This window comes from Liquorilactobacillus sp. (assembly GCF_047719775.1).
Lineage (GTDB): Bacteria > Bacillota > Bacilli > Lactobacillales > Lactobacillaceae > Liquorilactobacillus.
In genome coordinates this window covers 1-25,333 of the sequence record NZ_JBDNTS010000020.1, presented here as the reverse complement: position 1 = coordinate 25,333, position 25,333 = coordinate 1, and the positions used below count along the sequence as shown (strand labels likewise).

Annotated in this window: 41 protein-coding genes and 1 pseudogene; 4 read left to right on the top strand and 38 right to left on the bottom strand. The window is 36.5% G+C overall.

Annotated elements, in window-relative coordinates:
• Positions 1-37: 37 nt before the first annotated feature.
• From ABF682_RS10030 to ABF682_RS09845, 38 genes and pseudogenes are all read right to left on the bottom strand, one after another.
• Positions 38-523: a phage tail tube protein gene (locus ABF682_RS10030; protein ID WP_415619721.1), complete on the bottom strand. Its 486-nt coding sequence runs from the start codon at positions 521-523 to the stop codon at positions 38-40.
• A gap of 13 nt (positions 524-536) precedes the next feature.
• Positions 537-926, bottom strand: a complete 390-nt coding sequence (locus tag ABF682_RS10025; RefSeq protein ID WP_415584665.1) for a minor capsid protein — start codon at positions 924-926, stop codon at positions 537-539.
• Positions 916-1,293 carry a minor capsid protein gene (locus ABF682_RS10020; protein ID WP_415584664.1) on the bottom strand — a complete coding sequence of 126 codons (378 nt, stop codon included), beginning with the start codon at positions 1,291-1,293 and terminating at the stop codon, positions 916-918. The genes ABF682_RS10025 and ABF682_RS10020 overlap by 11 nt, the downstream gene beginning before the upstream one ends.
• The gene (locus ABF682_RS10015) at positions 1,293-1,646 is read right to left on the bottom strand and encodes a putative minor capsid protein (RefSeq protein WP_415584663.1); all 354 of its coding nucleotides are present in this window, start codon (positions 1,644-1,646) and stop codon (positions 1,293-1,295) included. Before ABF682_RS10015 ends, ABF682_RS10020 begins: the two co-directional genes overlap by 1 nt.
• Positions 1,643-2,074: a hypothetical protein gene (locus ABF682_RS10010; protein WP_415584662.1), complete on the bottom strand. Its 432-nt coding sequence runs from the start codon at positions 2,072-2,074 to the stop codon at positions 1,643-1,645. The genes ABF682_RS10015 and ABF682_RS10010 overlap by 4 nt, the downstream gene beginning before the upstream one ends.
• Before the next feature lie 10 nt (positions 2,075-2,084).
• The gene (locus tag ABF682_RS10005) at positions 2,085-2,957 is read right to left on the bottom strand and encodes a capsid protein (protein ID WP_415619720.1); all 873 of its coding nucleotides are present in this window, start codon (positions 2,955-2,957) and stop codon (positions 2,085-2,087) included.
• An 18-nt stretch (positions 2,958-2,975) separates the two neighbouring features.
• Complete coding sequence (locus ABF682_RS10000) at positions 2,976-3,584, bottom strand: phage scaffolding protein (protein WP_415619719.1); 609 nt, start codon at positions 3,582-3,584, stop codon at positions 2,976-2,978.
• Positions 3,585-3,680: 96 nt separating this feature from the next.
• The gene (locus ABF682_RS09995) at positions 3,681-5,561 is read right to left on the bottom strand and encodes a phage minor capsid protein (protein WP_415619718.1); all 1,881 of its coding nucleotides are present in this window, start codon (positions 5,559-5,561) and stop codon (positions 3,681-3,683) included.
• Positions 5,561-7,429, bottom strand: coding sequence for a phage portal protein (locus ABF682_RS09990; protein WP_415619717.1), 1,869 nt, complete (start codon positions 7,427-7,429; stop codon positions 5,561-5,563). The genes ABF682_RS09995 and ABF682_RS09990 overlap by 1 nt, the downstream gene beginning before the upstream one ends.
• A 15-nt stretch (positions 7,430-7,444) precedes the next feature.
• Positions 7,445-8,773 (bottom strand): PBSX family phage terminase large subunit, encoded by a 1,329-nt coding sequence (locus ABF682_RS09985; protein ID WP_415619716.1) that lies wholly within the window; start codon positions 8,771-8,773, stop codon positions 7,445-7,447.
• The gene (locus tag ABF682_RS09980) at positions 8,757-9,356 is read right to left on the bottom strand and encodes a terminase small subunit (protein WP_415619715.1); all 600 of its coding nucleotides are present in this window, start codon (positions 9,354-9,356) and stop codon (positions 8,757-8,759) included. Before ABF682_RS09980 ends, ABF682_RS09985 begins: the two co-directional genes overlap by 17 nt.
• The gene (locus tag ABF682_RS09975; RefSeq protein WP_415619714.1) at positions 9,343-9,507 is read right to left on the bottom strand and encodes a hypothetical protein; all 165 of its coding nucleotides are present in this window, start codon (positions 9,505-9,507) and stop codon (positions 9,343-9,345) included. The genes ABF682_RS09980 and ABF682_RS09975 overlap by 14 nt, the downstream gene beginning before the upstream one ends.
• Before the next feature lie 15 nt (positions 9,508-9,522).
• Complete coding sequence (locus tag ABF682_RS09970; protein WP_415619713.1) at positions 9,523-10,764, bottom strand: hypothetical protein; 1,242 nt, start codon at positions 10,762-10,764, stop codon at positions 9,523-9,525.
• Positions 10,765-10,814: 50 nt separating this feature from the next.
• Positions 10,815-11,486, bottom strand: coding sequence for a DNA-methyltransferase (locus ABF682_RS09965; RefSeq protein ID WP_415619712.1), 672 nt, complete (start codon positions 11,484-11,486; stop codon positions 10,815-10,817).
• Between the two features lie 224 nt (positions 11,487-11,710).
• On the bottom strand, positions 11,711-12,157 hold the full coding sequence (locus tag ABF682_RS09960; RefSeq protein ID WP_415619711.1) for a transcriptional regulator: 447 nt from the start codon (positions 12,155-12,157) through the stop codon (positions 11,711-11,713).
• Positions 12,154-12,639 (bottom strand): hypothetical protein, encoded by a 486-nt coding sequence (locus ABF682_RS09955; protein ID WP_415619710.1) that lies wholly within the window; start codon positions 12,637-12,639, stop codon positions 12,154-12,156. Before ABF682_RS09955 ends, ABF682_RS09960 begins: the two co-directional genes overlap by 4 nt.
• 1 nt (position 12,640) lies before the next feature.
• Positions 12,641-13,090, bottom strand: a complete 450-nt coding sequence (locus tag ABF682_RS09950) for a DUF1064 domain-containing protein (RefSeq protein WP_415619709.1) — start codon at positions 13,088-13,090, stop codon at positions 12,641-12,643.
• Positions 13,083-13,280, bottom strand: coding sequence for a helix-turn-helix transcriptional regulator (locus tag ABF682_RS09945; RefSeq protein WP_415597261.1), 198 nt, complete (start codon positions 13,278-13,280; stop codon positions 13,083-13,085). Before ABF682_RS09945 ends, ABF682_RS09950 begins: the two co-directional genes overlap by 8 nt.
• A gap of 4 nt (positions 13,281-13,284) precedes the next feature.
• Positions 13,285-13,737, bottom strand: coding sequence for an SAM-dependent methyltransferase (locus ABF682_RS09940; protein ID WP_415597262.1), 453 nt, complete (start codon positions 13,735-13,737; stop codon positions 13,285-13,287).
• 11 nt (positions 13,738-13,748) lie between these two features.
• Positions 13,749-14,513 carry a DNA-methyltransferase gene (locus tag ABF682_RS09935; RefSeq protein WP_415619708.1) on the bottom strand — a complete coding sequence of 255 codons (765 nt, stop codon included), beginning with the start codon at positions 14,511-14,513 and terminating at the stop codon, positions 13,749-13,751.
• Positions 14,510-14,665 (bottom strand): hypothetical protein, encoded by a 156-nt coding sequence (locus tag ABF682_RS09930; RefSeq protein WP_317760024.1) that lies wholly within the window; start codon positions 14,663-14,665, stop codon positions 14,510-14,512. The genes ABF682_RS09935 and ABF682_RS09930 overlap by 4 nt, the downstream gene beginning before the upstream one ends.
• The gene (locus ABF682_RS09925; protein ID WP_415615904.1) at positions 14,662-15,078 is read right to left on the bottom strand and encodes a YopX family protein; all 417 of its coding nucleotides are present in this window, start codon (positions 15,076-15,078) and stop codon (positions 14,662-14,664) included. Before ABF682_RS09925 ends, ABF682_RS09930 begins: the two co-directional genes overlap by 4 nt.
• Before the next feature lie 117 nt (positions 15,079-15,195).
• Positions 15,196-15,972 (bottom strand): ATP-binding protein, encoded by a 777-nt coding sequence (locus ABF682_RS09920; protein ID WP_415615903.1) that lies wholly within the window; start codon positions 15,970-15,972, stop codon positions 15,196-15,198.
• Positions 15,972-16,715 (bottom strand): conserved phage C-terminal domain-containing protein, encoded by a 744-nt coding sequence (locus ABF682_RS09915; RefSeq protein WP_415615902.1) that lies wholly within the window; start codon positions 16,713-16,715, stop codon positions 15,972-15,974. Before ABF682_RS09915 ends, ABF682_RS09920 begins: the two co-directional genes overlap by 1 nt.
• Before the next feature lie 14 nt (positions 16,716-16,729).
• A complete protein-coding gene (locus ABF682_RS09910; protein ID WP_415615900.1) occupies positions 16,730-17,038 on the bottom strand; it encodes a hypothetical protein in 309 nt (102 codons plus the stop codon).
• Between the two features lie 17 nt (positions 17,039-17,055).
• On the bottom strand, positions 17,056-17,463 hold the full coding sequence (locus tag ABF682_RS09905) for a single-stranded DNA-binding protein (RefSeq protein ID WP_415615898.1): 408 nt from the start codon (positions 17,461-17,463) through the stop codon (positions 17,056-17,058).
• Positions 17,447-18,118, bottom strand: coding sequence for a putative HNHc nuclease (locus ABF682_RS09900; protein ID WP_415615896.1), 672 nt, complete (start codon positions 18,116-18,118; stop codon positions 17,447-17,449). The genes ABF682_RS09905 and ABF682_RS09900 overlap by 17 nt, the downstream gene beginning before the upstream one ends.
• A 2-nt stretch (positions 18,119-18,120) precedes the next feature.
• Positions 18,121-18,804 carry an ERF family protein gene (locus ABF682_RS09895; protein ID WP_415619707.1) on the bottom strand — a complete coding sequence of 228 codons (684 nt, stop codon included), beginning with the start codon at positions 18,802-18,804 and terminating at the stop codon, positions 18,121-18,123.
• Positions 18,801-19,280 carry a siphovirus Gp157 family protein gene (locus tag ABF682_RS09890; RefSeq protein ID WP_415619706.1) on the bottom strand — a complete coding sequence of 160 codons (480 nt, stop codon included), beginning with the start codon at positions 19,278-19,280 and terminating at the stop codon, positions 18,801-18,803. Before ABF682_RS09890 ends, ABF682_RS09895 begins: the two co-directional genes overlap by 4 nt.
• Complete coding sequence (locus ABF682_RS09885) at positions 19,277-19,546, bottom strand: hypothetical protein (protein WP_415619705.1); 270 nt, start codon at positions 19,544-19,546, stop codon at positions 19,277-19,279. Before ABF682_RS09885 ends, ABF682_RS09890 begins: the two co-directional genes overlap by 4 nt.
• Positions 19,543-19,890 carry a hypothetical protein gene (locus ABF682_RS09880; protein ID WP_415619704.1) on the bottom strand — a complete coding sequence of 116 codons (348 nt, stop codon included), beginning with the start codon at positions 19,888-19,890 and terminating at the stop codon, positions 19,543-19,545. The genes ABF682_RS09885 and ABF682_RS09880 overlap by 4 nt, the downstream gene beginning before the upstream one ends.
• A 12-nt stretch (positions 19,891-19,902) precedes the next feature.
• The gene (locus tag ABF682_RS09875; RefSeq protein WP_415619703.1) at positions 19,903-20,082 is read right to left on the bottom strand and encodes a hypothetical protein; all 180 of its coding nucleotides are present in this window, start codon (positions 20,080-20,082) and stop codon (positions 19,903-19,905) included.
• Positions 20,083-20,156: 74 nt separating this feature from the next.
• On the bottom strand, positions 20,157-20,279 hold the full coding sequence (locus ABF682_RS09870) for a hypothetical protein (protein WP_415619702.1): 123 nt from the start codon (positions 20,277-20,279) through the stop codon (positions 20,157-20,159).
• Between the two features lie 179 nt (positions 20,280-20,458).
• Entirely contained in the window at positions 20,459-20,581 is a 123-nt protein-coding gene (locus ABF682_RS09865; protein WP_415619701.1) for a hypothetical protein, read from the bottom strand.
• 13 nt (positions 20,582-20,594) lie between these two features.
• Entirely contained in the window at positions 20,595-20,909 is a 315-nt protein-coding gene (locus ABF682_RS09860; protein WP_415619700.1) for a hypothetical protein, read from the bottom strand.
• A gap of 1 nt (position 20,910) precedes the next feature.
• Positions 20,911-21,270, bottom strand: a complete 360-nt coding sequence (locus ABF682_RS09855; RefSeq protein WP_415619699.1) for a phage antirepressor KilAC domain-containing protein — start codon at positions 21,268-21,270, stop codon at positions 20,911-20,913.
• A gap of 18 nt (positions 21,271-21,288) precedes the next feature.
• Positions 21,289-21,690: pseudogene (locus ABF682_RS09850) on the bottom strand (Bro-N domain-containing protein); the annotation flags it as partial.
• Between the two features lie 16 nt (positions 21,691-21,706).
• Entirely contained in the window at positions 21,707-21,952 is a 246-nt protein-coding gene (locus tag ABF682_RS09845) for a helix-turn-helix domain-containing protein (RefSeq protein ID WP_415615848.1), read from the bottom strand.
• A 162-nt stretch (positions 21,953-22,114) separates the two neighbouring features.
• Between ABF682_RS09845 and ABF682_RS09840 the strand changes: the two genes are divergently transcribed.
• From ABF682_RS09840 to ABF682_RS09825, 4 genes are all read left to right on the top strand, one after another.
• Positions 22,115-22,768, top strand: coding sequence for a S24 family peptidase (locus ABF682_RS09840; RefSeq protein WP_415615850.1), 654 nt, complete (start codon positions 22,115-22,117; stop codon positions 22,766-22,768).
• 153 nt (positions 22,769-22,921) lie between these two features.
• Positions 22,922-23,488: an SHOCT domain-containing protein gene (locus ABF682_RS09835; RefSeq protein WP_415619698.1), complete on the top strand. Its 567-nt coding sequence runs from the start codon at positions 22,922-22,924 to the stop codon at positions 23,486-23,488.
• A 27-nt stretch (positions 23,489-23,515) separates the two neighbouring features.
• Positions 23,516-23,719: a hypothetical protein gene (locus ABF682_RS09830; protein ID WP_415584679.1), complete on the top strand. Its 204-nt coding sequence runs from the start codon at positions 23,516-23,518 to the stop codon at positions 23,717-23,719.
• 109 nt (positions 23,720-23,828) lie between these two features.
• Entirely contained in the window at positions 23,829-25,262 is a 1,434-nt protein-coding gene (locus ABF682_RS09825) for a recombinase family protein (protein ID WP_415588056.1), read from the top strand.
• Positions 25,263-25,333: the final 71 nt, after the last annotated feature.

Below are 25,333 nucleotides of genomic sequence, written 5' to 3'. Positions count from 1 at the left end.
TTTTTATCGTCTCTGTCTTTATTAAATTATTTTATTGTCATGGTGTAGTCGTTGTAGGATTGATATTGGCAACACCGTTTGCAGCAATGGTAAATGTCATTGTTGACTTAGCATTACCATTCCCACCAATCGTTACGATATTCTCAATGGTGCATTGATAGACCTTTACAGTTCCATTCGCTTTAGTAAAGCGGACAAGTGTCTTAGCGTCATCACCAGTTGCATCTTTATCCTCAAGCCCTTGAAGATAATCGCATGCAGCATCTCCTTGCAAAACATTACCTGTTACTGCCCAAGTACGAGCATGACCAGTGACTTCGGAATTACTATTATCTTCATCAGCAAAATAAATAGCATTATCGACTACGTCACCAGGTGTTTGTGTGATTTCCGTGATGAATTTGGCTAAAGATTGAAATTTAGCAGCTGCTAAATCTGCTACTGGGTCAAGCCCTCCTGCAGTATCAATTTCAATGCTATTTTTCCAGTTATGTGTAAATCCTTTTACTACTGTATCTACCATTTAAAATTCCCTCCTAATTGTTTCTAGTTACATAAGCTATAAAGTTTGTTATCCAATAAATATTTCCAGTGTTATCAACTAACTGGTTAAACGGCATTCCAGTGATTTCTATGTGGTCGAAATCAAATGAACCATCTGCACTATTTAGATCTTCAAGATTTGTAAGAGCATCTGCAATTGGATTGAGCGTATCTCTTGCTGTCTTATATGAGTCACTATTGAGCGCTAGTTCAAAGTTCATTGCCATATCTTGATTTCCATTGAAATACGTTTGAGTTGCTTTGCTCCCAGGGTCCATTTGCAAACTAAGTTGTCCATTTGCAGGTACAAAGCCTAAACCGCAGTTAGCAGCATCTCCACCAAGTCCTCGAATGAAATTACATAATTGAACATCAAGATCCACCGTGTTTTGCCTCCTTCATTAATGAATTAGCAATTACTTGTTTCCAGTCATCACCAAAAGTGGCTTTACCACGTAAATCCCAACGCTTTCCAGCTTGTGGGTGTGTTGTAGTCGTATAGTTCTCAATAGGATATTTGCCACCTACAACTCCATAGAACTGTGCTTTGGCGTACGGCATCTTGTAAACAATTTGTCTGTTCTGAGTGTTGACGTAGCTATCTCTTGTCAAATTTCCTTGCCTATAAGGAACAAACCTTTGCATATCCATTTCCATTTGGCTAAGTGCTGGTGCAACAACTCTTGCTGATTCAGCAGCGTTCTTAATATTATTAAGAGCACTTAAATTTGAGCTAACTTTAATACCCATCACAACACCTCCAACTTGTATCCAAATAAATCATCACTGAATGGCTGTTTGAGTTCGTTAATCGTTTGGACAGTATATTCATTACCTTCAAATTCGATTTTTGAACCAAGATTGTCTTTGTTCAGTATTGGCATTGGGTTAGTGCAATCTGCATAAAAAAAGACAGTCCCATTTGCAATGAGCTGTCTATTATCGTTTGAACCTGTATATTGTGTTGCTAATTGAACAACACATTTTGAAATTGTGACTGGTGTATCTTGTTTGGCTTGACCGTACATATCAGTTTCGCTCTGATAAGACTTTGTCAAAATTACTGATTGATTGCATAACGTAATTGGTACTGGTAATCTCATACATGGTCAACTCCTACATAAAGCAAGCCATATTGTCCTAAAAGAGTTCTAACTGCTTTTAACACGCCAGTTGAGCCAACTGTCATAGTATCAGCAACACCACTCTTAAACGTCATTGAAGTACCACCAACTGAGTATGAAGATACGTTATTTTGCTGTAATTCATAAGCTGACTTAGCATTTGAATCAATAACAAATTGTGTCTGCATTGCAACAGCCTTTTTGAAAGCGGTAGCACGTTTTACACGATATGGAAAACTGCTCGATACATCAGCTGCTAAATCTTGACTGCCTAAATTAGGGTCATAGAAACTAGTAACTGAATTAATTGCAATCTCGGCTGATTGTTCAGCATTAATAAAGTCGTCCCCGTTGGAGGGCGGTGAATATCCAAACTGCTTAAATTCACTTGATGTTAGATAAGCCATAGGCTACCTCCTAGCTTGCTGTTACTGGAGATGCTCCGACGTAAATTCCTGCTTTAGCATTATCAAGCACGATTGCGTCATAGTAAGATAATCCTTTGATTGTGTAACGATTACCATTGCGGTCAGTGCTTGGGTCGATAACTGAAACAGAATCGTATTTAACGACTGGAGCAATTGCTGTTAATGGCGTCAAGATAAAGTTTAAACTAGTTGTGGCTGGAATTGATAAACCGGACAAACGGTCTTTGGCAACTTTCATAATTGGAACGCCACCATCTAATTGGCCAACTGTACGGTTGATTCCTTGAATCTGTTGTTGATTAGTTGTGAAGTATCTACTTAAACCAGAAGCATTTTTTAACGCTGTGTAGAATGCAGATGAAACAAACATTACATATCCGCCCGGAACTTCTGTATCAGTCATATATGCTTCTGCAGCATCATAAGCGTCTAAAACATTGTCCTTTGTGATTGTGTCTCCGTCTGTTTTGCCAGCGTTGTCAAATAATGTCTGAATCGCAACTTTGTCACGATGTGGAATTGTAACCAAACGATTATGTTCTTCGGTTACATTAGCAACCTGTAAAGCACCGCTTTCAGACATATCGAGTTCGTCAAGGTCATATGCAAACCAGTCTTCATGCGTAAGCTTAACTGTTTCTTTGTCAATACTTACTTGACTACGAGTATTATCACCGTTACGAACATAATTTGAAGGCTGTACAAAGCCACTCATCTTGTTAATACGTACCTCATTGTAGCCAACAAAATCAGCAGATGTGACACTCTTTGCACCTGCCGTTAATGGTTGCCATACTTGTGAATCCGCCTGATAAATTTTATCAAGCTCTGCCATATCTCTAGAATCTAAAACTATTGCCATGAAAATTCCTTCTTTCTTTTATTGTCCGCCCGTCATTCTTTGGGCAATTCTCTGTACTATAGTTGGCTCATTTGCATTATCACCACTAGCGTTTCCCGTAAACGTTGCGTGTGTAGCAGTATTTTGGTTCTGATTGTTGTTGTTCTGTTCTCCTTGCTCAAACAAGAAATCATTATCCTTTTGTACGGCCTCTAATTGGTCTTTAAAGCCAACTAAGTTGTCGCCGTCAACTGATACCTTGTCTAAGTCAAGTAAAGCCTTAACCGCTTTAGGATTGCGTGCTTTTGCATCACGTAAAGCTGAATCAATCTTGAAGTTCTTGCTTTGTTCTGCCAATTTTCTTTGATAATCAGTAGCAGCTTGCTTATTTTCATCTTGTAGCGACTTTATTTGAGCTTTTAATTCCTCATTATCGCCAGCTGACTTCTTAAGTGTGCTTAACTGACCATCTCGTTCTTTGATTTGCGAATTCAAATCATCATTTTGACTTGTAAGACTATCAATCTTGCTCTGCAATTCTACTTTCTCAGCAGAAATACCTTTGTCCTTGCCAACCTCACTCATTATTTTTTCTAAACTATCACCCTCAATACCTAAAGTTTTAAGAAATTCTCTTGTTACTGACATATGCAAATCTCCTTTCGTGTTTGTATCGGAGCAACGCCTCCGAATGTTTGATTGCATAAAAAATAAGCAGTTTAGCGACAATACTCAGGTCGATTGTTATTTAACTGGCTTAAGATTCTTCATCTCGTCTAACAATAGTTTCTTAAGATTAGCAGTAATTGGATTGTTCTTATCTTCATTACTGTAAGCTTCGGCGAATGCCTCTTTATAATTTGTCTTTCCATAATAGCTAATATATTTAGCAATATTATCATCATTCATCTCAATATTAGATTGTTTAAATGCCTTCTTTAGAACTCTTTTTTCAAATGCTCCACTCTTACCATGACGGACAAAACTCTTGAGATATGAATTACTGTTTTCTGGTAGTTTAAGTGACTTCAAAACGGAATCATCAAGGCTCTTTCGTGCACTAATGGCATGTGCTAGTTCATGTTTTACAATTCCTGAGAAATCACTATGTTTTACCCAGAAATGCTGTTTCATTTCCGTTTTGAGCGTATTATCAAAGTGTTCTATTTCTGAACTGTTTAGAATGAGTTTTGGAACGATTTTGTTTTCGTTCGGATCATAATTAACACCAAACTTGGCGACTGCGTCACCCATTTGTTTGCTTGTACTGCTTTCGATACTGGAGATGAAGTTTTTAACTGCAGGAACTTCGTCATATGTTTGCTTGATAGTCTTATAGACCTTGTGCAGTTTGTCCGGTGCAATGTCTTTAATGTCAACATTCTCGACACCCAACTTTTGAACCGCATTTTTAAAATCTTCGACACTTTTTATCGCAGGTGAAGTTCCTTTTTGCTTAGTCATTACCTTACCTGTTTTCGGTTTGAGCAATTTATGATCGTTAGCCACCTGTTCGCGTGCATAATCTCTAGATAGAAATTTATTACTACCTACTAGATCTCGTAGACGTGCTTGCTGATTAGATAGAACACTTCTGAAATGACTCATGCCTGCTTTATCGCCTAACATTTCAGCAGCATTCATTTTCTTTTTAGTCTGTCTAATTGCTCTCTCAATCGAACGTTGCTGTTGCTGCACTTCGCTTTGCTTCATAGCCTGTTTAGGAGTTGGCATATCTGAATCTTTATGGTCAATATTTACTTCTGGGTCCCAAGGCGTGAAAATGTGCCCACAGTTAATGCCTTGTACTCCAGAAGGCTTACCATACCCGTGATTGTAGATTGAATCATACTTAGAATCGTAATCAGGGCTTTCAGGCGGTACCATATTAACTACATGTCCTTGAATTGGTGCACATGCAGGTCTTGCACATGGATGCCAACTCATTTTTGCAAGTGTAACTTTATTCACATTCATAGTTTTATTACGTAAATCATTAATTACTCGATGATTTGTAGTATTAATAACGGTACGAGCATATCCTTCAAGTGACCAACCATGACCACCCTTATCAGTAAGCCTAGTTGGAACACCTCTATCTACCCAACGATAAACATTGTCTCTGATAGCTTGCTCATGTGTCTTAAGCCCACTTGTGACTTCAATCGTACTTTTAATTACAATGTCTCGATAAATTTGCGTAGCGCTGTTTAAAGATGTATTGCGTGTTAAAAGTGATTCATTGGCATTGTTATACAATGAACGCCAAGTTTGATTGATATATGAGTCAACAATATTTTTACTATCAGGTGAAAGGTTACCAGCTTTAGTTGTGTTACTTTTTATTTCATCTTGTGTAGCTTTTACTGTGCTATATCCCAATTGCTGGCACATTTCCTTAATTGCAGTAGGAGTTACTTTGTTTACCTTTGCAACCTCATTAATTACTTGGTCTGTAAGTTTACCAGCTTTAGCAAATTGCTCTAGTTGCCACTGCATGATGTTATCTTTGTTGATGTCCTTATAGCTACTATTTTTTAAAGCGTTAATAATAATCTTGAAAATGTTTTCTTGCAATGACGAATACATGTTGATGATTAAATCAGCATAATTATTGGAACTCATTATTCATCACCACCATTATTAGCATCACTTTCAAAAGGATTCTCGTTTGTTGGTGCCGTTGGTGTTTCAGCCTTAATTTCATTCAGCCATTCCTCAGCTTCTGTCTCAGACTTACCATAATTGCGCATAATGTATTGTTTCTTTGGCATTGTGCCAGCTTGAACTGCAAGCATATCTTGTTTGGCTTGTGCGTCCTTGTCAACGAATACACCATCGTCATAATGAACACTGATTTGTAAATCATCTAAATCGATATCTGATAATAAAGGCTTATTGCCATCAAATAATTCAGGTGTTTGTGCTAATTGAATCATTGATTGAATCAATTCAGAAATAAATTTGCTAATACGGTTCAAATAGCTAGAGCGTGTCTGATAAGTCATACTGTTTTCTGAAACGACTTGTGTAGCTGTTGTAACTCCGCCTGTTGTATCTGTAGTGAATGTTCCGCTTGATAAACCAACGGCATTTTCTAGTTCATGTAAGAAATACTGCATTGTTTGTTGATATTCTTCTATACGAATATCTGGGTTAATCTGTACAACTGGATTTGTACCATCACCTAAACCTTCAACAGATTGATATGTGTCTTGATCAGGGTCAAATTGACCTGTCTTGTGGTATTCGTCTCCTGGTCTAACTACTTCAGGCGGAACTAATACTTTGCGTCTACCCATTCGCATTTCCCATACAAATGAATCGTGAGCGTAGTTAATTGCGTCTAAGATATTTTGACAGTTATTAATAAAGCCAACGCCTAGTGGACTTTCAGGAAAAATATTATTCTGCCCTGGACACTTGAAATAAACGAATAATGGTCGTTTGAAATTAGAGAAGTTAACTTGTGGCGCAACATCGACATACATGTTATCTGTTCCAAGTGCAACCTGTTCACCAACTTGATTAGCATCTGTGCTCTTGTAAAGCTCATTCGTAATCTGATATGTTCCATCTGATGCCCACTGATGAAATTCAAGCAGTGTGTAGTAATATCGTTCCTTATCAACGACTTTTACAGATTTGGAAGCAATAGCGGCTTGACTAATTTCTTCTGTGTTAGCGTCAAGACTAAAGAACTGACTAGCTCGTATCCATGCAACTTTAATTTGACCATTGTCAACATACGGACGTGCAGCAAAGCCACCACTTGGAATTCCTTGCTCAAGTTTGCCTTCAAGGTTGCTATTCACTCCTGAATCTTCAAGCCACTTATCAATGAAATCTGATAAATCACTCATTGGATCGTCTTCATTATCAGTTTGAGATGAACTATTTGAAGCCATTGAACTCATAGTAGACGTTGAATCAATTTTACCAGGCGAAACTGCTGGAAAGTCTTGATTAGTTGGCATCATTTCATTATCAATAACCCACTTATGATTGGTTACTTCTGCTGAACCATCTGTTGGCCAGTAATCAACTTCATAAGCGCCATTATCAGCAGAATCTATCTTCGCAATTGCTCCCTGCATGTTTGGCATATGATTGGCCGACAGAATAACTGTATCGCCAACATTAAAGCTTGCTTGTGTATCATCTTGGCTCTTGCTATCAATTGAAACATCAAAGCCACTATTCAAACAGATTGAAGCTTGGCGCTTTGCAACCATTTGAGTGATGTTGACTGCGTTGAATCTGCGGTTTCTCTTTTCCCCTTGCGAATTAAAATAGCTAACCGTATTTATATCTGCACCTTTTTTAGCTAGATAATTACCAGCGTAGTATCTTTGTGCCAGTTTGATACGATCTATCTCATCTTGATTAGTTGCAATTCGTGAATCATCTGAAATCTTGCTTAATGAATTTGTCATGCCAATTGCTGCACCTCCTTTCCTGAAAAAGTCTTTAATCTTGCTAATCACACTCACATAGATTCACCACCTTTAATATTGGAGTCCAAGTTCACGTTTAGTTGTAATCACAAAATACTGGAATTCATCATTCGTATGATCAAACACTTTAATTACATGTGGATCGTCGCTCTCAACTGTTTTTTCGTCCCACTGATATTGTTCGTGCTGTGGAATGAACATGCCAACATTATTTTGTGTTGGAAGATAATAAAAACGCCCCTCCGCTAATAGCGACTGGACGTACTCAATCATGTTTGCTTTCTTTAATTTCTTAACAGGCTTCCATTTAATACCAAAGTCATTATCCATTTGGTTTTTCAACGCTGCCTCAGCTGAGTCCATAATGTATTTCCACGCCTTAATGTGATACTTGCTTTCAATCTCGTCAATATATTTCTTAATATCTTTTGACAAATCACTTGGAGACTTCTTATGTGCTTTGCCCTCTGGCGAATAGTAGAAGGTATCTAAAAGCACCACACGAGGCTTATTATGTCCATCTCGTTTAGACATAAGGCCATATGCTCCAACAGCGGTAGCAGATGCAGCATGACCAGTATCAGCACTGAAATATAGTGAAGCGACATGATCATCATCTGGAATTGCATCTAACTTATGAAACAGTTCCATGTTGTACACATTTGTGCCAAGTCCAACAGCTTCGCCTAAATATAGATAACGATAATAGTCTTTGTCATTTTCTTTAATGCGATTAATTTCATCAAGTATCTGATCATCAATGAAGCCTAGTTCATCATCAAGGTAGCTAGACGAATCAATTAAATAATTCGGATTGTCTCTCAATGTTTCAACCCATTCATTTATCCATGAATATGGATTACGAGGTGGATTGTAGCTCCAAAAAAAATAAACCTTGTCGGCTAACGGATGTTTCTGTCGCATAAAAGTTATGTTTGTTTGGTCAAATTCTTCTGCACTATCAAACTCGGCAGCTTCTTCATACCACACTGCGATAATGTCATTAATATCATTTGACTTTAACTTTTGGAAATCGTCTTGCCCATAGAAATAGAATGTTGAGCCAGTTGCAATATGTGTAATTCTAAACGGAGTAACTTTAATATCGAACATTTTCAGCATTCCAAACTTGCGAATTGCCCATTGAATCTTTAAGAAGACTGAATCACGTATCGTATTAGCAACTTTGCGAATCACTACAACATTTGCTTTCTCTCCTTGAACAATGTACCAAATCATCATGAACACAAGTTTTAAAGCTATCACGGAAGACTTGAACGAGTTACGACCGCCTTTCAAAACATTATATGGTTTAGTAGTTGTCCAAACATTTTTGAAGTGAGGCTGTACCTCTTTCTGTATGTCAATCGTTGGCGTCATCACTATCACTCCCCCAACGGTCAATAATATTGATAGGCTGTACTAACTCAGTTCCATTCTCTTTAGCCTGTTTTGCCTTGGCTTCCGCCAAATCAGCATCAGATTTAAGCTTACGTACTTTCTGTTCCTCAACCTCTTTGCTTTCATTTTTAAGCTGCCCTTTGAGTTTGAACCACAATTCAGCAGCAGCTACCTGTTCTTTAGTAGCAGCAGGCGTCAATGTAGTTTCGTTGACTTCATAATCAGCACGCAATTCAGCCATTGGCTTTGTGTCTTTAGAAACGCCTCTCAAATCAATTTCTTTCTTGATATTATCAATCTGAACAAAATCACGCTTTATCGGTTTACCAGCAGCAATGCGATAGATATTTGTTAATACCTCATCTACCTCTGAATCCTCTTTTTTCTCAACTTTTTCTGTTCTTTTTCTGATATATTCTTGAATTCCATGATTTTCCAATAAATACTTAGTTGCGTTTTTAGCGTAACTCTTAGAGTAATTCGCCTTTAAAGCTGACTGATAAGCATTATGTGTTTTCATCCATAAGTCAGCAAACTTCTTTTGCTTTTTATTTAATTTCATGACATATCACATCGCCTCCGCCTATTTTTGCTTTAATAATCTCACCTATTGTTACTTTAAATTCTTCATGCTTTAACTCTCTGTCTAGCTCACGTAACAATTGCAGTTCTTCATTGCTACTCACTAGTCCGTACTCACTGTCTTTTTTCATCTCATATAATCACTCCTAAACGTAATAAACCGCCTCAGTCTCTTCTTTGCTATACTGCACCAACTCAAAATTCTTAGTAGCAACCACACCTAATTCATCTGTCCAAGTATCAGTTGGCTTTCTAGTTGATACTTGTCGTTGTACAAAGCCACCTAAGTCTTTGCTCATTTCAGTGTGCAGATGTCCTGTAAACAGTTCTCTGTTTTTAGCTCGTCCCCACATTTCAGCAAAACGGCTAGCAAAGTTAGCAACATAATTCTTTTGTCCTTTGTTTCCATGTGTTGCACCAATGAAGTTTCTACCTAACATGTATGCCTTAAATTGCGATGGCTCTATATCAAAGCTCATATTCGGTTGGTTTCTGTATGCTCGTTCTAATAACCTAGCAAACAAATATCCAACCGTCTTATCATGATTGCCAAATGTACTTATTAATTGCAAATGGTTACTATGTTTAAGAATTGCTGATATCAGTGTTTCAAAGTAAATTTCCATTTCATCTACCGTTCTGGCTACATCAGTTGTCTCTAACTGTGTGCCTTTGGTAGTAGTTGAATTGAAACTGTCAACATGAGCAACATCTCCGCCTAAGATTAAGCATGTATCTTGCCAACGTTCTGAATTAATCAGATTAAGTTCTTTATTGAGAGATTTAGTATAAGCTTTAAGCGTTTCACCATTGAAATGAGTATCAAACGCTGGAACAACTAAATAACTGTCTGATTGCAGCGAAATAGGAGTCTCACGTTTGTAAGGCTCCTTATGTGACACTATTAGATTAATCAACTCATCAGTATTTATTTCATTGCCAATCGGCTCAACAACTATTTTGCTTTGAAAATTAAATTGTTTGCCTTTCTTGGTACTGATAACTGACCACTGATTGCTAACCGACTGCTTAACTTTCCATTTTGCTGGATCATAGTTATGTGCTTTAAGTAAGAACTTGGGACTCATATTAGGCTCACTATTAATCACAGTTTCAATTGTTGATGTAATTGAACCATCTTTGTTTTGCACATGTTTAATTGTCTTTTTAGAAACATCAGTGTGTGATGATACAGACTTGCGACCATGGTTTTCAAACGGTATCCCATTTTCGTACGCTTTCTGTCTCAAATATCTACCACTCGTTTTACAATTGAAATGTTCATTAAACACTTCTACAGCTTTTTCTGAACTATAACCTTGCTTCTGCAGTTCTTTAATGTACTGAATATGTTCATCATTCCATTTTATTTGTCTCGTCTGTATCACCACCTTTAATTTTATGTAAAAAGGCTGTCAACTATTAGATGACAACCATCTTACACGAGCTTAGTTACTTTTTCGTCCTTAGCTTCCCTGATTCTTTTTTGAGCTATTTTAAAATACTCATCATCCAACTCCATACCGATGAAATCTCTGTTTGTGTTCACACACGCCACACCTGTTGATCCACTACCCATAAACGGGTCTAAAACAGTGTTACTTTCATCAGTTAATTTATTTATTAAATATTTCAGTAAATCTACTGGTTTTTGAGTTGGATGTAACTTATTACCTGTTTTTTTAAAATTTAAGATATCGGAATCTCTCTTACCCTTTAGCAAAGGCTTGCCTTTAACCGCGAAAAATATAAATTCGTATTTTGGAGCAAACTGCCCCTTTAAATCGCCCATTCCAGTATTGTTTTTTTCCCATATCAATATATTCTTTATTTTAAAATATTTTTCAATTGAAGCCTTAAAATAGTCAACATGATGCCACGAGCTAAACATCATCAGAGCAGAATCGTTTTTTAAAACTTTATTACATTCAAACACAAAATGATCTAACCAATCTAAATTGCTATCATTTTGTATTTTTAAATGTTTATTTTTCCTATAGTTCGACTGGAAGTTAATTCCATATGGTGAGTCGGTTAAAATTAAGTCAATACTATTGCTTGGAATCTTCTTCATTAGTTCCAAACAATCGCCTTTTTGTAAATCAATCATATTAATTCTCCTTTTTTAACAAAAAAGAACCATCAATTATTAGTTGACAGTTCAACGGCCTCCTTTAGTAGCCAACATGCTTTTTAAAGCTTCGGGATTAGCAATAACCCAATATGTATGCAGTCCCGACGACTGCTGTCTATAACGCGACTAACCGAAGTAAATCATGTCACTCACACAAATACCACTCTATCATAATAAAATTTTTTCAATGATAATTCTTGTTATATATTATCATTTTTCAAAATTCCCTCTTTTTTAGCTAACAATTCCAATAATTTTTCTCTTTTCCTATACATTTGTGCCTGTGCTAACGGTGGTTCAAGTAGTCCACCTACCATTCTCCAATCATAGTAATCATTAGTACACCACCGCAACTCGTATATCTTTTTCTGCTGTTTTGTCATATCCAAAAATAAATCTTCTTTTATCTTCTTTAGCCGATACAGTCGTTGCAGATAAGCATCATTTTCTTTCGCCTCAATCAAGCCTTGTGCTTTGAATGATGTGATTGTACTTCTACCACCGCCAACATTCTCGTCTTGAAACTCACGGTACGGCCATTCTAATTCAATCTCACGTTGACTAATCAATTTATCAATATTTGCTATTTTCTCATAATCAGCTTCGAGGCCTTGCATTTCTTTACTTGATAATCGTTCTTCAATCATTGACTTCCCTCCCGAGCTGCTACCCAATCTCTATATCTAATTAGTTTCGCGTCCTTGTATTTTTTGCTCTGCAGGATATTCCTTGCCATATATATCGAAACTCTAAAATATTCTGCTATGCCTCGACCGCCGCCATTGATCACATGTTCCACTCCATTTTGGATAACAATATATCTATCCTTTAGAATTATATACTCATTCCACAAATCACGTAGCTCAAATTTATTAATCAAATAATATAGCCTATTATTACTTATTGAAAATATTTCCATCATCTCTCGAGCTGTGCGATATTTCTTGATTTCATTAGCGAACGTCTCTTTGCTGATTGAGATTCTTTTTAGCTTGATAGGCTTCGTGTAATGTATTCCAAGGAGTTCTCTGTACTCAACTAATCTTTCATCGTCATCATCTAGCAGTGTTAAGTCACTACCCATTTCAGCCAAAAGATAGGCAATTCTCGTTTTCTTAGCAGCATTCATACTATCCTCCAATCAAATCCATAACCGTGTAATCAAAATTGCTAAATACTCGTTCTTCAAATTTCGTTGTTAATCCCAAAACTTGCAATCTAAAATCATGTTTTCTTGGCACAACAACTTCAATTGGTATACCTGTTTTTGCACCAAACATTTTAAATTTCAGCCTTGATTTTGGATCTATCGCATATGGCGTATATCCATTCTTGATATCAATCACATGTCGAATTGAGTTGTCTTCGTTGTATATTACGAAATCGGCTTTGTAATCCGTTCTGCGGTATTTTAGCCCGCCTATGGCACAACTATCCAAAACTGTGAATGAACGCTGTATATCGAAACGATAAGGGCATTCTTTAACGAATGTGAGATAGAAGTTCAGTTCTTTCTGCGAATCAAACTTATATCCGTCATATTCAATCTTTCTGTTGAAGTGTGTTCCTGCCTTATTCATTCTTCCTCCCAACCAATTCATCAATCGTTATGTCAAAGAAGTTTGCTAACTTAATAGCTAACTCCATGCTCGGATATATCTTTTCATTCTCAATCTTGCTGATAGTTCCATCTGAACAACCTACGAACTTGCCTAACGCCATCTGAGATAATTTATGGTCTTCTCTAAGTTTGATTAACTTAAAATTCATGATGTCACTCCTTTAAAAATACAAGCCATCTTGTTTTGCTACGTCTGTCTCCAAAAATAGGTCTGGCCACAATAGCTTTTAGCATTTCAGTAGTCTTAATTTGGTCTTCATTCCACTTCATGATTAGCACACCGTTTTGTTTTAAAACTCTTCTGCACTCATCAAAGCCCCTTGCCAATGCCGTTTGCCACGTATTAGGCAACACTCCATATTTTTTGGCCAGCCATGATGTTTTACCTGCATGAATTAAATGCGGTGGATCAAAGACAACCAAATCAAAAGTATTATCCTCAAAGTCCATATTTGTAAAATTGCCTTGAATGTCGGGGTCAACATTGATTACATGACCTGTTGGCAGCTCTTCATAATACTTTCGTATGTCCATATAAGTCGTGTGTGGTTCTTGCTTGTCATACCAAAACATTCTTGAACCGCAACATGCATCTAGTATTTTCATGACGTCACTCCTTATAAACTCAGTAATGATATTTCTGCATGGTCAATCATCTGTTCTTTTGCTTGCTTATACATATCCTTCATAATCTCAAAGCCATATGCTGACCTGTTAAGTTCCATTGCTGCTCTTAACGTACTGCCACTTCCTGCACACGGATCAATTACCACATCTCCAACATCTGTAAATATTTCAATCAGCCTTTTTAAAACTGGAATTGGTTTTTGTGTAGGGTGTATTTTTGGATAGCCATTATCCGTTTCCCATTTGAACCAGTTCATTATCATTCGGCCATCATTGTTAAACTTTGGTAGCTTGTCTCGATAAAGAACAACTGCGTATTCACATGCTCCGACAATTTTCATATTTGCCTTTAATACCTGTGAGCTTGATTTTTTAATAAAAACAAGTGGATAAGAATTATTGAAACCGTACCTTTTACCGTATTCGACAACCATTTGCATTTGCTGAAATGCACAAAATACAATCATTGCTGGTGCTTTACCAGTCTGCTTAGGCTCTTTAATCAACATGTGCGAACAAAAATGCATAAACTCAGCAACTCTGAAATCAACATCTGTATTGAAAAATGTTGCATTAGCCTTATTGCTTTCCCCATTCTTGTTGTCTCCGTCCTTGTACCATTCAGGGCTTGAAGCGTAAGCATTATTTCCAATGTTGTAAGGAATATCAGCAATTACTAACTGTGCTTTAGGAATCGCATAACGCTTGAAATTTTGAAAATGGTCGTTGAACAATTCAATTTTTGTCTTACTCATACTCCCAACTCCTCTAACTGTTCGAGTGGCACCTCTTCGTGCCTGTTGTTTCCTAGCCTAATCAGTGCAGCTACATAGGCACCTTTACGTTTCAGACAGTCAACTGAATACAGGTGTCGCTTATATCTCACTACCGTTCCTTTTTTAATCATTCCGACACCTCCAAGAGTTCAGGGTTTTCATGAATGTTGCCAACAACTTCTAAACAATTATTGGCTACACCTGAAGATAAAACATTGCTTTCAAAATAAAATGCACTAGGGGCTTCTATATCGAACGCTGGATAATCATCATTTCCAAAATATTTAACTTCTGAAATAAACGAATCACCATCTTCTGTATATTTAACAAGACTTCCTTCATAGATTTCTTTGCCATTCTTGTCTTTCAAACCTGTGTACTGCTCAACAACATCATTGATAGATTGATAAATGGTCGTTGCTTTACCTCCAATGCCATTGACAACCTCGAATCCCATTCCTAAACCACGGTTTGTATTTATATCATTAAATTGACGATATTCCATTAAATCGTTACTCCATACTCTGAACTTAATTTCTCTCATTTTCCCTCGCCTCCTCAATCTTCCTGTCAATCATCTTCCGCCAGTAGCCTGCTTCGTGCTTGTATACCTCAGTTGGCACTATTTCGACTACCGAGCCTGTTACGATATATTCCATGTCTAAATACCTCTCACGTCTTCTAAATCAAATGCTAATTGCCGTTCTGGGTTACTAGTCATTAGTCGGCTTATTAACTTTTCGTTGTACATCATTTCAAGTTCATGCCTTGAATTATTCGTTGTTACAATTGTTGAATGCTTAACAGTATTATTTTCAAAATCAACGCGTGCATTAGCTACTCTGTACATTAATTCCTGCATGTCACTTCTAACTGGCTTGATTGCACCTTTCATTCCACCCTCAGTGCCAAAATCATCTAGTATAAGCACGTCAACCTCTTTCATTGACCTCTCAATGTCACTCAGACGGTTTTTAACATCGCCTAGGTCGTATTGCTTACCTATCAGTGAACTAAGCTCGTCAGTCGATACAAACATCACTCCTAGTCCGTCTTGCTTAGCTTGATACATGATTGCTAGAGCTAAAGATGTTTTACCTGTTCCCCTAATTCCTGCAAGTACATAATTATTAGGCTGGTTTGCTATTGACTTAGCAGCCTTATACGCTTGATTGCCTAGTTGCTTAGCTTTTTCGACATTAGGTTGCAAGTCAGGTTTCCATTTTGAAAAGTCAAACTTCAAAGGGATATTTCCAGGCCATACAGACATTGAGAAATATTTGCGCCCTTTTTTGATTCTCAGTGACCTGTTAAATTGCTCAATGTTTTCTTTTTCAAATTGTTCACTAGGTGTTAGATGCTCAACGTCAACGCCTTTTTCTTTGGCAATTTCTTTAACTCGATCAATCTGCTGTTGACTGATTAATCCTTCCACCATTAGAACCACTCCTTTCCAGTTGGCACATTGTTTTGTTTAACATTTTGATTCAAGTAGCTCTCAAACTTAGTTCCAAACAGCGTTTCAGGTCGTAAGAACTTGTTCATAGCTGTATCGTTCTTCCATTCAGCTACTTTGTTATCAATAACTCTTTTAAAATCATCTAAACTGAATTTTTCGTTAAACCTAGCTTTGATTAAAGTTTGAGTTTTTTTAGTAGTTGCTCGATAACTTGTTCCTGCTTTTTCATTCAAGTAGTCGATTATTTCTTTGTAAGGCAGGTACTGTTCTGCTTTAGCAGGACTATATGTTTTACTATCCTTACCTAGCCTATCCTTACCTAACCTAACCTGCGTATCCGTTTTGGATACATCTTGTATCCATTTTGTATCCGTGTCTTGAATCCTTTGATATGACTGGTTTTTATCAACACTTAACTCTTTTCGATGTTCTGAATACATTGTCGAACGATATCTATCCTTTTGAATGTAGTTGTGTATCCTCCAATCTTTAATAACCGTTATCCCATCGTCAAAAACTATGATGAATTGTTTAGCTGCTAAAAGTTTAAAATCGTCATTGCTTCCTCCAACCATTCTTAAAACTGTTCTTGCATTTCCAAGAAAGCCATCATCATCAGCATTCATAATCAAATGTAGGTAAAGTGCTTGCGTTGATAACGGCAAATCTAAAAAGGTATCTGTTTCAGTAATTTGCTTACTCAACATTCTTCTTTGAGCCATAATTGGTATACCTCCTAGAATGGCAAATTGTTCATTTTTTCGATCAGCTTAGGATTGTCGATAATGAACTGATAAAGCATGTTGCCTAATGGAGTTACAAGGCTTTCGTCATTTGCTAAATTGTCAACACCTGCTTCATGTAACATTCCATGCAGTGATTCATGAATGAGCGTTTGATAATATTTTTGCTTATCCATTGACTTCCTGATTGATATGCTTGCATTTTCATATTCTGTTACACCCCATACTGATTGATTATTATCTTCAAGGTTTTCTACACTTTCAATTTTGTAAATGATTCCACCAATTTTTATCTTTTTCATTTTGTCTGTCCTTCCATTTAGAATGGCAAATCGTCATCTTGAATATCAATCTCTTTGCCCTTTGAATATTGATTACTCTGCTGATTAGATTGAGCATTCTGACTACTGCTTTTTGATTCAAGAAAAGTTAGCTGATTAATATTCACATCTGTTGTGTAAACCTTTTGCCCGTTTTTCTCATAGCTACCTGTTCTAATTTCTCCGCTTATTCCTAGCAAACTTCCTTTGCGGAAGTAATTTGCAAAGGTTTCTGCACGTTTGCCACTTGCTGTTAATCTAATAAAGTCTGATTCATATTCTCCCTGCTGATTCTTAAAGTTTCTTTGAACAGCAATAGTTGAATTTGCAAAAGTTGTTCCACTTGCACTATATCTAAGCTCAGGATCGCTCGTTAAACGCCCTGTTAAATTAACTGAGTTCATCATCTTTATCTATCCTTCCTAATTTCAGTTGTCTTGCTATTTCTTCTGTAACCTTGATTGGTCTAATATGATACTTTTGGCAAAACGTCATAATTCCAAGCTTATGCTGTTCTACGTGATGCTCTCTGCAAAGTGTCATGATGTGCATTCCAACATGATTAATCTTGTTTCTGTTGCGTCCACTGCCGACTGCTTGATAATGTGCTATGTCCGCATGTTCACCGCATATAACACACCTTTTTTGGCGAATACATAACATCTGTTTTGGAAAATCTTGTGGTATGCTCTCCCAAGTTTTTAACTTGAAAGGTATATCCTCTGTGAACAGATAATCTAATATTTCCAATATCATGTAGTTGGCAATTGTCATTGAACAGTTGCTTAAACTAAATTGGTCTACATTGAAATCACACTTAGTTTTGTACTTAAATCTCTTTTCCCACTCGTCAGGAATATCGCCAGTGTAATCGCATAGGTCATTTATCAGCGCCCATATCTTTTTACGTTGATCAGGACTAATCTTTCGTCCGTCTTGAACACTCAATTCAACTGTCGGCTGTTTATCATTTGCCAGCTTTTGCAGCTTATACATGTCAAGTTCTTCGCCTAATTCGATTTCCACTTTGTTGTTTGAAATCTTGATTAGTTTGCCGAACATGATTAGACTTCCTCAAATACTTTGTCTTTACCAAGGCTGTTCTTCATTTCTTCCAAAATATGACAAGTGATATTTGCTTTTTCATTTGCATCCGCTGTTTTCCATTCAGGTTTAGTAGCTGCTTGCTTTAGTGCCTCTTGCTGAACTGTTTTTACGTCAGACTGAGTAGCGAGGGCAATTGCTTTTGCATACCCAGTAATTAATGCTTTTTTCTGAATTAACGGATCATTTTTTTGGTATGACTTTTTAGCACTCTGATTAGTAGTTTTTTTTGTTTCACGATTCGTTTGATTGTAATGTTCATCAGTGTCAGCGTCCTTTGTATCATCAATTAAGAACAATCCGTTCAAAGCGTATTTGCGGGCGTATGAGCTTGCTGTACCGGTTATCTGTGATTCGTCCATACCCTTTTTCTTATCAGCCTCACGTGCATATCCTGTTGTCTTAAACTCACCATCAGGAGTTTTAAGTGTTGCTGTGGCTTTGATATAGTGCCACTCTCCAATTAATGTCGGTTCATCAGTAATAGTAAGAGTGGAATTTAAAGCTCTTAAAATAGGCTTCAGTGCAGTTAAGATATCTTCTGTACTTCGGTAGTTATACTTTCCAAAACTGTTGTATTGGCTCTTAGGAGCTTTCAATGTGCTTTGAATAGTAACTAAAGTGTTCTGCTTTTCCTCAGTCATTTAATTACCACCTTTCGACTAGGCTTTAATTCAACTCCATTAATATCCTTGCCATTTTTCAAATCTTCATACAGCAACTTCTTGTCAATCTTAGTAACCTGTTCAACATTCTTATAGCTTTCAGGAACCACGCTTTCATCGCTAACAATCACGCTTGGTCGGTAATTTCTAGGTTTCAAGAAGTGATTATCAGTCTTAACCTCTTTATATCCAGCACTGTCAATAGCGTCTGTTAGATACTGATTAAGTTGCTTATTCTTATTTTTCAAGCTGGTTTGCAATTCTCGCAGTTCTTGAATCTTTTTAGTAAGCCAATCAACATTCATCTGATTTCGTTCTATCCAGGTCGCAATATTATCAACTTTGCTATTGAATGTATCTTCAATGCTGTCTAGCGTGTCCTTGATCATTTCAGGATCTAAATCATCTCGGTCAGCCAGCTCTTTATATTTAACTGTTAGCTCAAATAGATTCATTCCAATTCCTCCAATTCATTAATTCTCATGTAGTTAATTTCATTGGCAAACAGCCAGCCCTCACAGAACTCTTCGTCTATATTAGGTAGCTTTGTCTCGAATACATATTCTATCCATTTATGCAAGCCCTCAGCTTTAACTAGGTCTGCCGACTGTGAACCAAACTCAATCAGAAAATAGCTCTCGTTGGTTAAATCATTCGACTCCCAGTCTTCATATACACGAGTGTCATTTGGCAACAATGCACCAATTTTAGTTTCCATCAACTTTCCCTCCTGTTATCATTTGAAATCAGCTCCTTAACGTAATTAATTATTTTCGTGCGTGTTGGTTCATCAGCTCGCCTTAAACTGTCAGTAAACTTTGAAAAAGTGTCGTTCACTACACGATCGTCTAATCTTGTGTGTGACAATTGCACTAATATTTGATATTCTTCATCAGTTATTTTGTGCTTGAGATATCCTCCGAATGGATAAATTGAAATGCTCGAAGTTGAAACGTACCCAATAGGCTCATTACCATATCTAAAACTTGGCATACTGCTATCCATTTCAAGCTTTAGTTTGCTACCAATATTTTCTAATGCTTGTTGTGCTTGTTCGTTATTCATATTTAATTCTCCTTATCTATAATTGTCACTTTCATCACGATAATGGCCTTGCCCGAATGGATCATTCCAACATGCAAAAGGATCGTTTTTCTTCATAATGTCGTTCCAAGGAGCAAACGGATCATTCCTTAACATTGGGTCGTTCCATGGCTCAAATGGATCGTTATTTCTAGTACGTTCTTCATCAAACATGTAAATCATTCTCCTTTGTGTTATACTTTCCGTAGATATTTTTTGTAAGAAGCCTATCGCAAGTAGGCTTTTTCTTATGCCATAAATTCTGCTAATTCAAAACATTCATCTAACCTGTCTTCGGGTACATCAGCAAATTGCTCATATCCCATTTGTTCTGCTGCTACCTCTAATGTCCATGCAGGTAAATCATCCATTCATCTCACCCCTTTACAAACCAACTAATCACAACCTCGATACATAATGCGTACGCGGTTATAATCGCCGTCCATGTTGCTAATTTGACTATGTGAAGCAACTTATTTTCTTTCATTCTTAGCCTCGTATCTTCCTGCCTCATAGGCTGCAATTGCAACAGCCACAATTACTATTGCATTCATTCGCTCGCTTCCTCTTTGCTTGTTAATATTTCCCAAATTTCGTAGCTTAGCTCGGGAGACAGTGTTACATCTTCAGGATTAAATCTTTTGCCATTGGCGTCCACGTTGATTATTTTCATTGCCAGGCCTCCTTTATTTCAAACCCATTAGCACTTGCTGCTCATCATTCAAATGTTCACAGCACCAGTCAAAATTTGCATCTAAGAATTCATCAAGCATTTCACACAAGACGTTAAGTTCTTTCTGTAAGCTCTGATCTCTTTGGACGACTCTTTCCAACTCACTTAGCTGCGCGGAAGCAAGACTAGTAGCACTTTCATTTTTAAAAATGTTGTTTTGCTTGACGGATTTAATAAGAAGTCTCTCTAATTTGCCAGCTTCTTTCAGGTCATCTAGCATAGCCTCAGTTACTGTTAATATTTTGAAGAAATCATGCTTAGATAACATGTCACACCTCCAATACTTTTTCATTGAAAAACTTGTTGATGAAATACTTCTGACCTTTTCCAGTTACAAGCGGTGTATACCTTGTTTCCATTTCACCAGAGTTATGAACAATTGGACTCGGCTTAAGTTCAAACAGCCCTATGTCCATTGATCTTTGAGTAGGATAGTTTCGCGAACGTCCATATCTAGAAATTAGATATCCATTCTCACGTAACCATTGGAATAATCTGTTTTGCCCAATGTTTATTCCTTTTGCTTTTAATAGTGTTGCCAATGCCTTAACGGAAATACTATTAACTGAGTTTTCAACGACTGCTCCTAAGATCGCATGAGGTTTCATCTTGTCGTTCTCTTGTTGCAACTTCTTGTGTGCTTCTTATTCATCTTTTAAAGCCGTCAAAATTTGAATCATATTTTCAGGCTGAGCTAATGTTTCCTGCAATGTTTCAGGTGTCATGTATGCTCCATGCTTACGAATTGAGGGCAATACTTCCGAAGTTACCCAACGTTTGAACCGCTTAGCATTTGGCATTTTGCTAGAAAGAATTAAACTGTATAGTCCTGATTCATTGATAGCAGTTGCCATTTGCTCTCTTCCGATGGAGTCGCGAATCGCTACCCCATGTTTATCCTCTTCATCTACACGCTTTGCCAAAGCATCACGGGTATTTGAGTATCCTAAAATTTCAGCTACATCTTTCCCAACAAAGTATGGTTCATTTGATATTTGTACTGTTCGAACTCTATTACCTTGGAAATCAAAGTTTATTAATTGATTCATCTTCGATAACTCCTTTCTATTCGTTTACTAGTTGTTTGCTTTTTAAAATACGAATTAAATCGTATTTTTTGCCTAAAAAAATGTAGTCCTCTGGAACTTGATATACATAGCTTGCTTTTCGAAGCAAGCTATAGGGAATATCGCTGCTATCGTTTTCATATTTAGAAAGCGTTTGATAGTGCACTCCCAATACCTTAGCCGCTTCTCTCAATGTGTATCCAGAATTTCTTCTGCATGCTTCAAGTGTTAATTTAAGTGTCATTATTCTTTCCTCCTTTCCTTTACGATATTAATTATATACGAATTATTTCGTATTGCAACCTTTAATTTGAATTATTTCGTATTTTATTATTTTTATTCTAATTATATATTGTTTTAATCGTATTTAATGATATACTGTTCTTATAGAAAAGAGGTGATACAAATGGCTAGAGCTAAATTAACGCCACAAGATCTACGTACAATGAAAATAATAGCTGCAAATCTTGAATCATTGGCTTCCCGAAAAGGTGTTAGTCAAGTTGAACTGAGCAGAGAACTACAGATACCAACAGCAACATTAAACGGATATTTTAAGGGAACTTCTCTTCCCAATCCAGGAAACGTTCAAAAAATAGCTGATTATTTTGAAGTTTATAAATCTGATGTCGATCCTAGATATTCGAAACCCGATAACATTATTCCAATAACAAAAACTATTAAAATACCTTTATTGGGAGAAATTGCTTGTGGTGATCCAATTTTAGCTGAGGAAAATATAGAGGAATATATAGATGAACCTGTTAATTATTTGCCTTCTGGCACATGCTTTTACTTAAGAGCAAAAGGCAATTCTATGAAGCCAACTATTCCAAATGGTGCTAAAGTTTTAATACGGCAACAGCCTGATGTTGAAGATGATGAAATAGCAGCAGTGCTAATGACTGATAGTAACGAGGCAACACTAAAACGTATCAAAAGAGCAGATGGAACAATGTTCTTAATGCCAGATAATCCTGAGTATTCACCTATTCTAGTAAATAAGGATAACCCTGCTAGAATTCTGGGAAAAGTTGTTAGAATGGTTATTGATTTCTAACATAAAAAAATAAGCCCCAACCGCAACTTGGGAGTAGACAGTTAAGACTTACAAAAATTGTATCTGAGTAAAATATAACACTACTCAGATATTTTCACATAATGATATATGTTTTTAACACATAATATTTTAAATTTAATTGGGGGAATCATAATGAAAATAGCATATAGAAGATTAATCGCAGGCATATTTCTAATAATTAATAGTTTTTACTCTTTTTATAGGGCAAAAGGACTTATAGGGTTCGTTGACAAGTTCTTCCAAGCTGCCACAAGGAAAGAACTCGTTTCTTTTAGTGTTAATTTTTCCTCGGTTGTATTGATTGCTTTTTGTGAACTAGCACTTGGAATCTTTTTTATTGCAACGTGTAGCAGAACACCAATTAAAAAGGTGGAATTTTCTCTTCCAGTCGCTGCGTTTGTCTTTCAGTTTATAGCTGGATTTATTATTGGATTCTCAGGTAATGATGTATTTCCTATTACATATCAAATTATGGCTCCTATTTTAGTTTGGGCACTAATTGGCATTGCCTATGGAAAAGGCTATCATGCTTTGCCATTCAAGGATGACGGCTCTCTAAAAAAACAGCCAAAAAATGTGAGCCTTGTTGTTGGCTCAAACGTTCCAGATGAACTTGCAAAATATAAAAAGCTCCTTGATGAGAATACGATAACTCAAGAAGAATTTGAAGCGAAGAAAAAGCAATTATTGGATATATAAAAATAATTTATTATTAGGAGTTTAAAAATGTTAAAAAATGATGATGAACACAAAATAGCACGAGGAATACAGAGACAAAAAGATGCTTCAAGGTTTTCTGATACAGTCGGCGGTATTGGCATGTTTTTGAGCCTGATTGTTGGCTTTGCTGTTCATAGCTTTTGGATTGGCTTAATTTGCTTTGTTTTATCCATAGTTTTATCAGAGCGTTTAAAGCACAAGATGCTTTAATAAAAAAACACACTCGCCCCGACCAGAGATTGAGTGTGCAATTGGTTATCATGCATAGGGAGAAGTATACCCTATTTGTATATTCTAATAAATTTAGGAGGTAAAATCAATGCTAGTTGGTTGCTATTTGAGAGTTTCAACGATAGATCAAGCCGAAGAAGGTTATTCTATTGAGCAACAAAAGGATAAATTAAAACAATATTGCGAAGTTAAAGATTGGGATGTTTATAAATTCTATATAGATGCAGGCTTCAGCGGATCAAACATTAATCGTCCTGCTATGCAAGAGCTAATTGAAGACGTTAATAATAACAAAATAGATACTGTTTTAGTGTACAAATTAGACCGTCTAAGCCGTTCACAAAAAGATACCTTGTACTTGATAGAAGATGTGTTTAACAAGCACAAAACGGCATTTGTGAGCCTTAATGAGAACTTTGATACATCTACTGCTTTTGGTAAAGCAAGTATTGGAATTTTGTCGGTGTTTGCTCAGTTGGAGCGTGAACAGATCAAAGAACGAATGCAAATGGGTAAAATGGGACGTGCTAAAACTGGAAAAGCAATGAATTGGTGGAATCCAGCGTTTGGCTATATTTACAATGGTGAAACATATGATGTTGACGAGTTCAAGGCAAACATTATAAAAAAGATATATAAAGATTATCTTAGTGGAGTGTCAATTAATAAAATAGCCGAAAATTTAAATAAAGAAGGACATCTAGGAAAAGATAAGAAGTGGTCTTTCCGAACAGTTAGAATGGCTCTAGTAAACTTAGACTACACTGGAAACGTTAAATATCACGGTAAAATTTATCCTGGTCAGCACCCTGCTATTATAGATAAAGAGACATTTAATAAAACTCAAAAGGAACTAAAGGTAAGACAACAAGAAGCGTATAGTAGAAACAACAACCCTCGCCCGTTCCAGTCTAAATACATGCTTTCAGGACTGTTAGAATGCAAATACTGTACATGTAATATGGTACTAGTCCAATATCGCCCTCGTAAAGACGGTACACACTTAAGCGTGTATAAATGTCCTAGCACAATGAGAAAGAAAATGTTCACTCAACGTCAGCTGTCTAATTGTATTTCCGAAACACAAGAACGACAAATGCTAGAAGAGTATGTCATAAAAGAGATTAGCAAATTGCAATCCAATACAGATAGAATAAAATCAATGACTTCTTCAGAAACAGTTAATACTGATACGTATAAAGCTGAACTTGAGAAAGTAGAAAAAAGCCTTAAAAAGCTAGTTAACATATATGTAGATACTGATTCATTAACAATAGATATCTTTAATAAAAAAAAGGAAGCCCTTCTATCACAGAAAGATGCAATTAACAAAAAAATACAGTCAATTAAAAAAAAGCAACCTGATCTATCAATCAAAGAGACAGAAGATATTTTGAGTGGAATCAATGGAAATATTGCTAAGGCAAATTATGATGCAAAGTACAAAATAGTTAGGAAATTAATCAAGAAAATTATTGTTGGTAATGATGAAACTACTATTAAATGGGCATTTGAGCTATAACAATATCCATTAAACTACATTTCAATTAACGTAAACCCAGATAATCTTCTTTCTTTTTTTATCATAGCTAT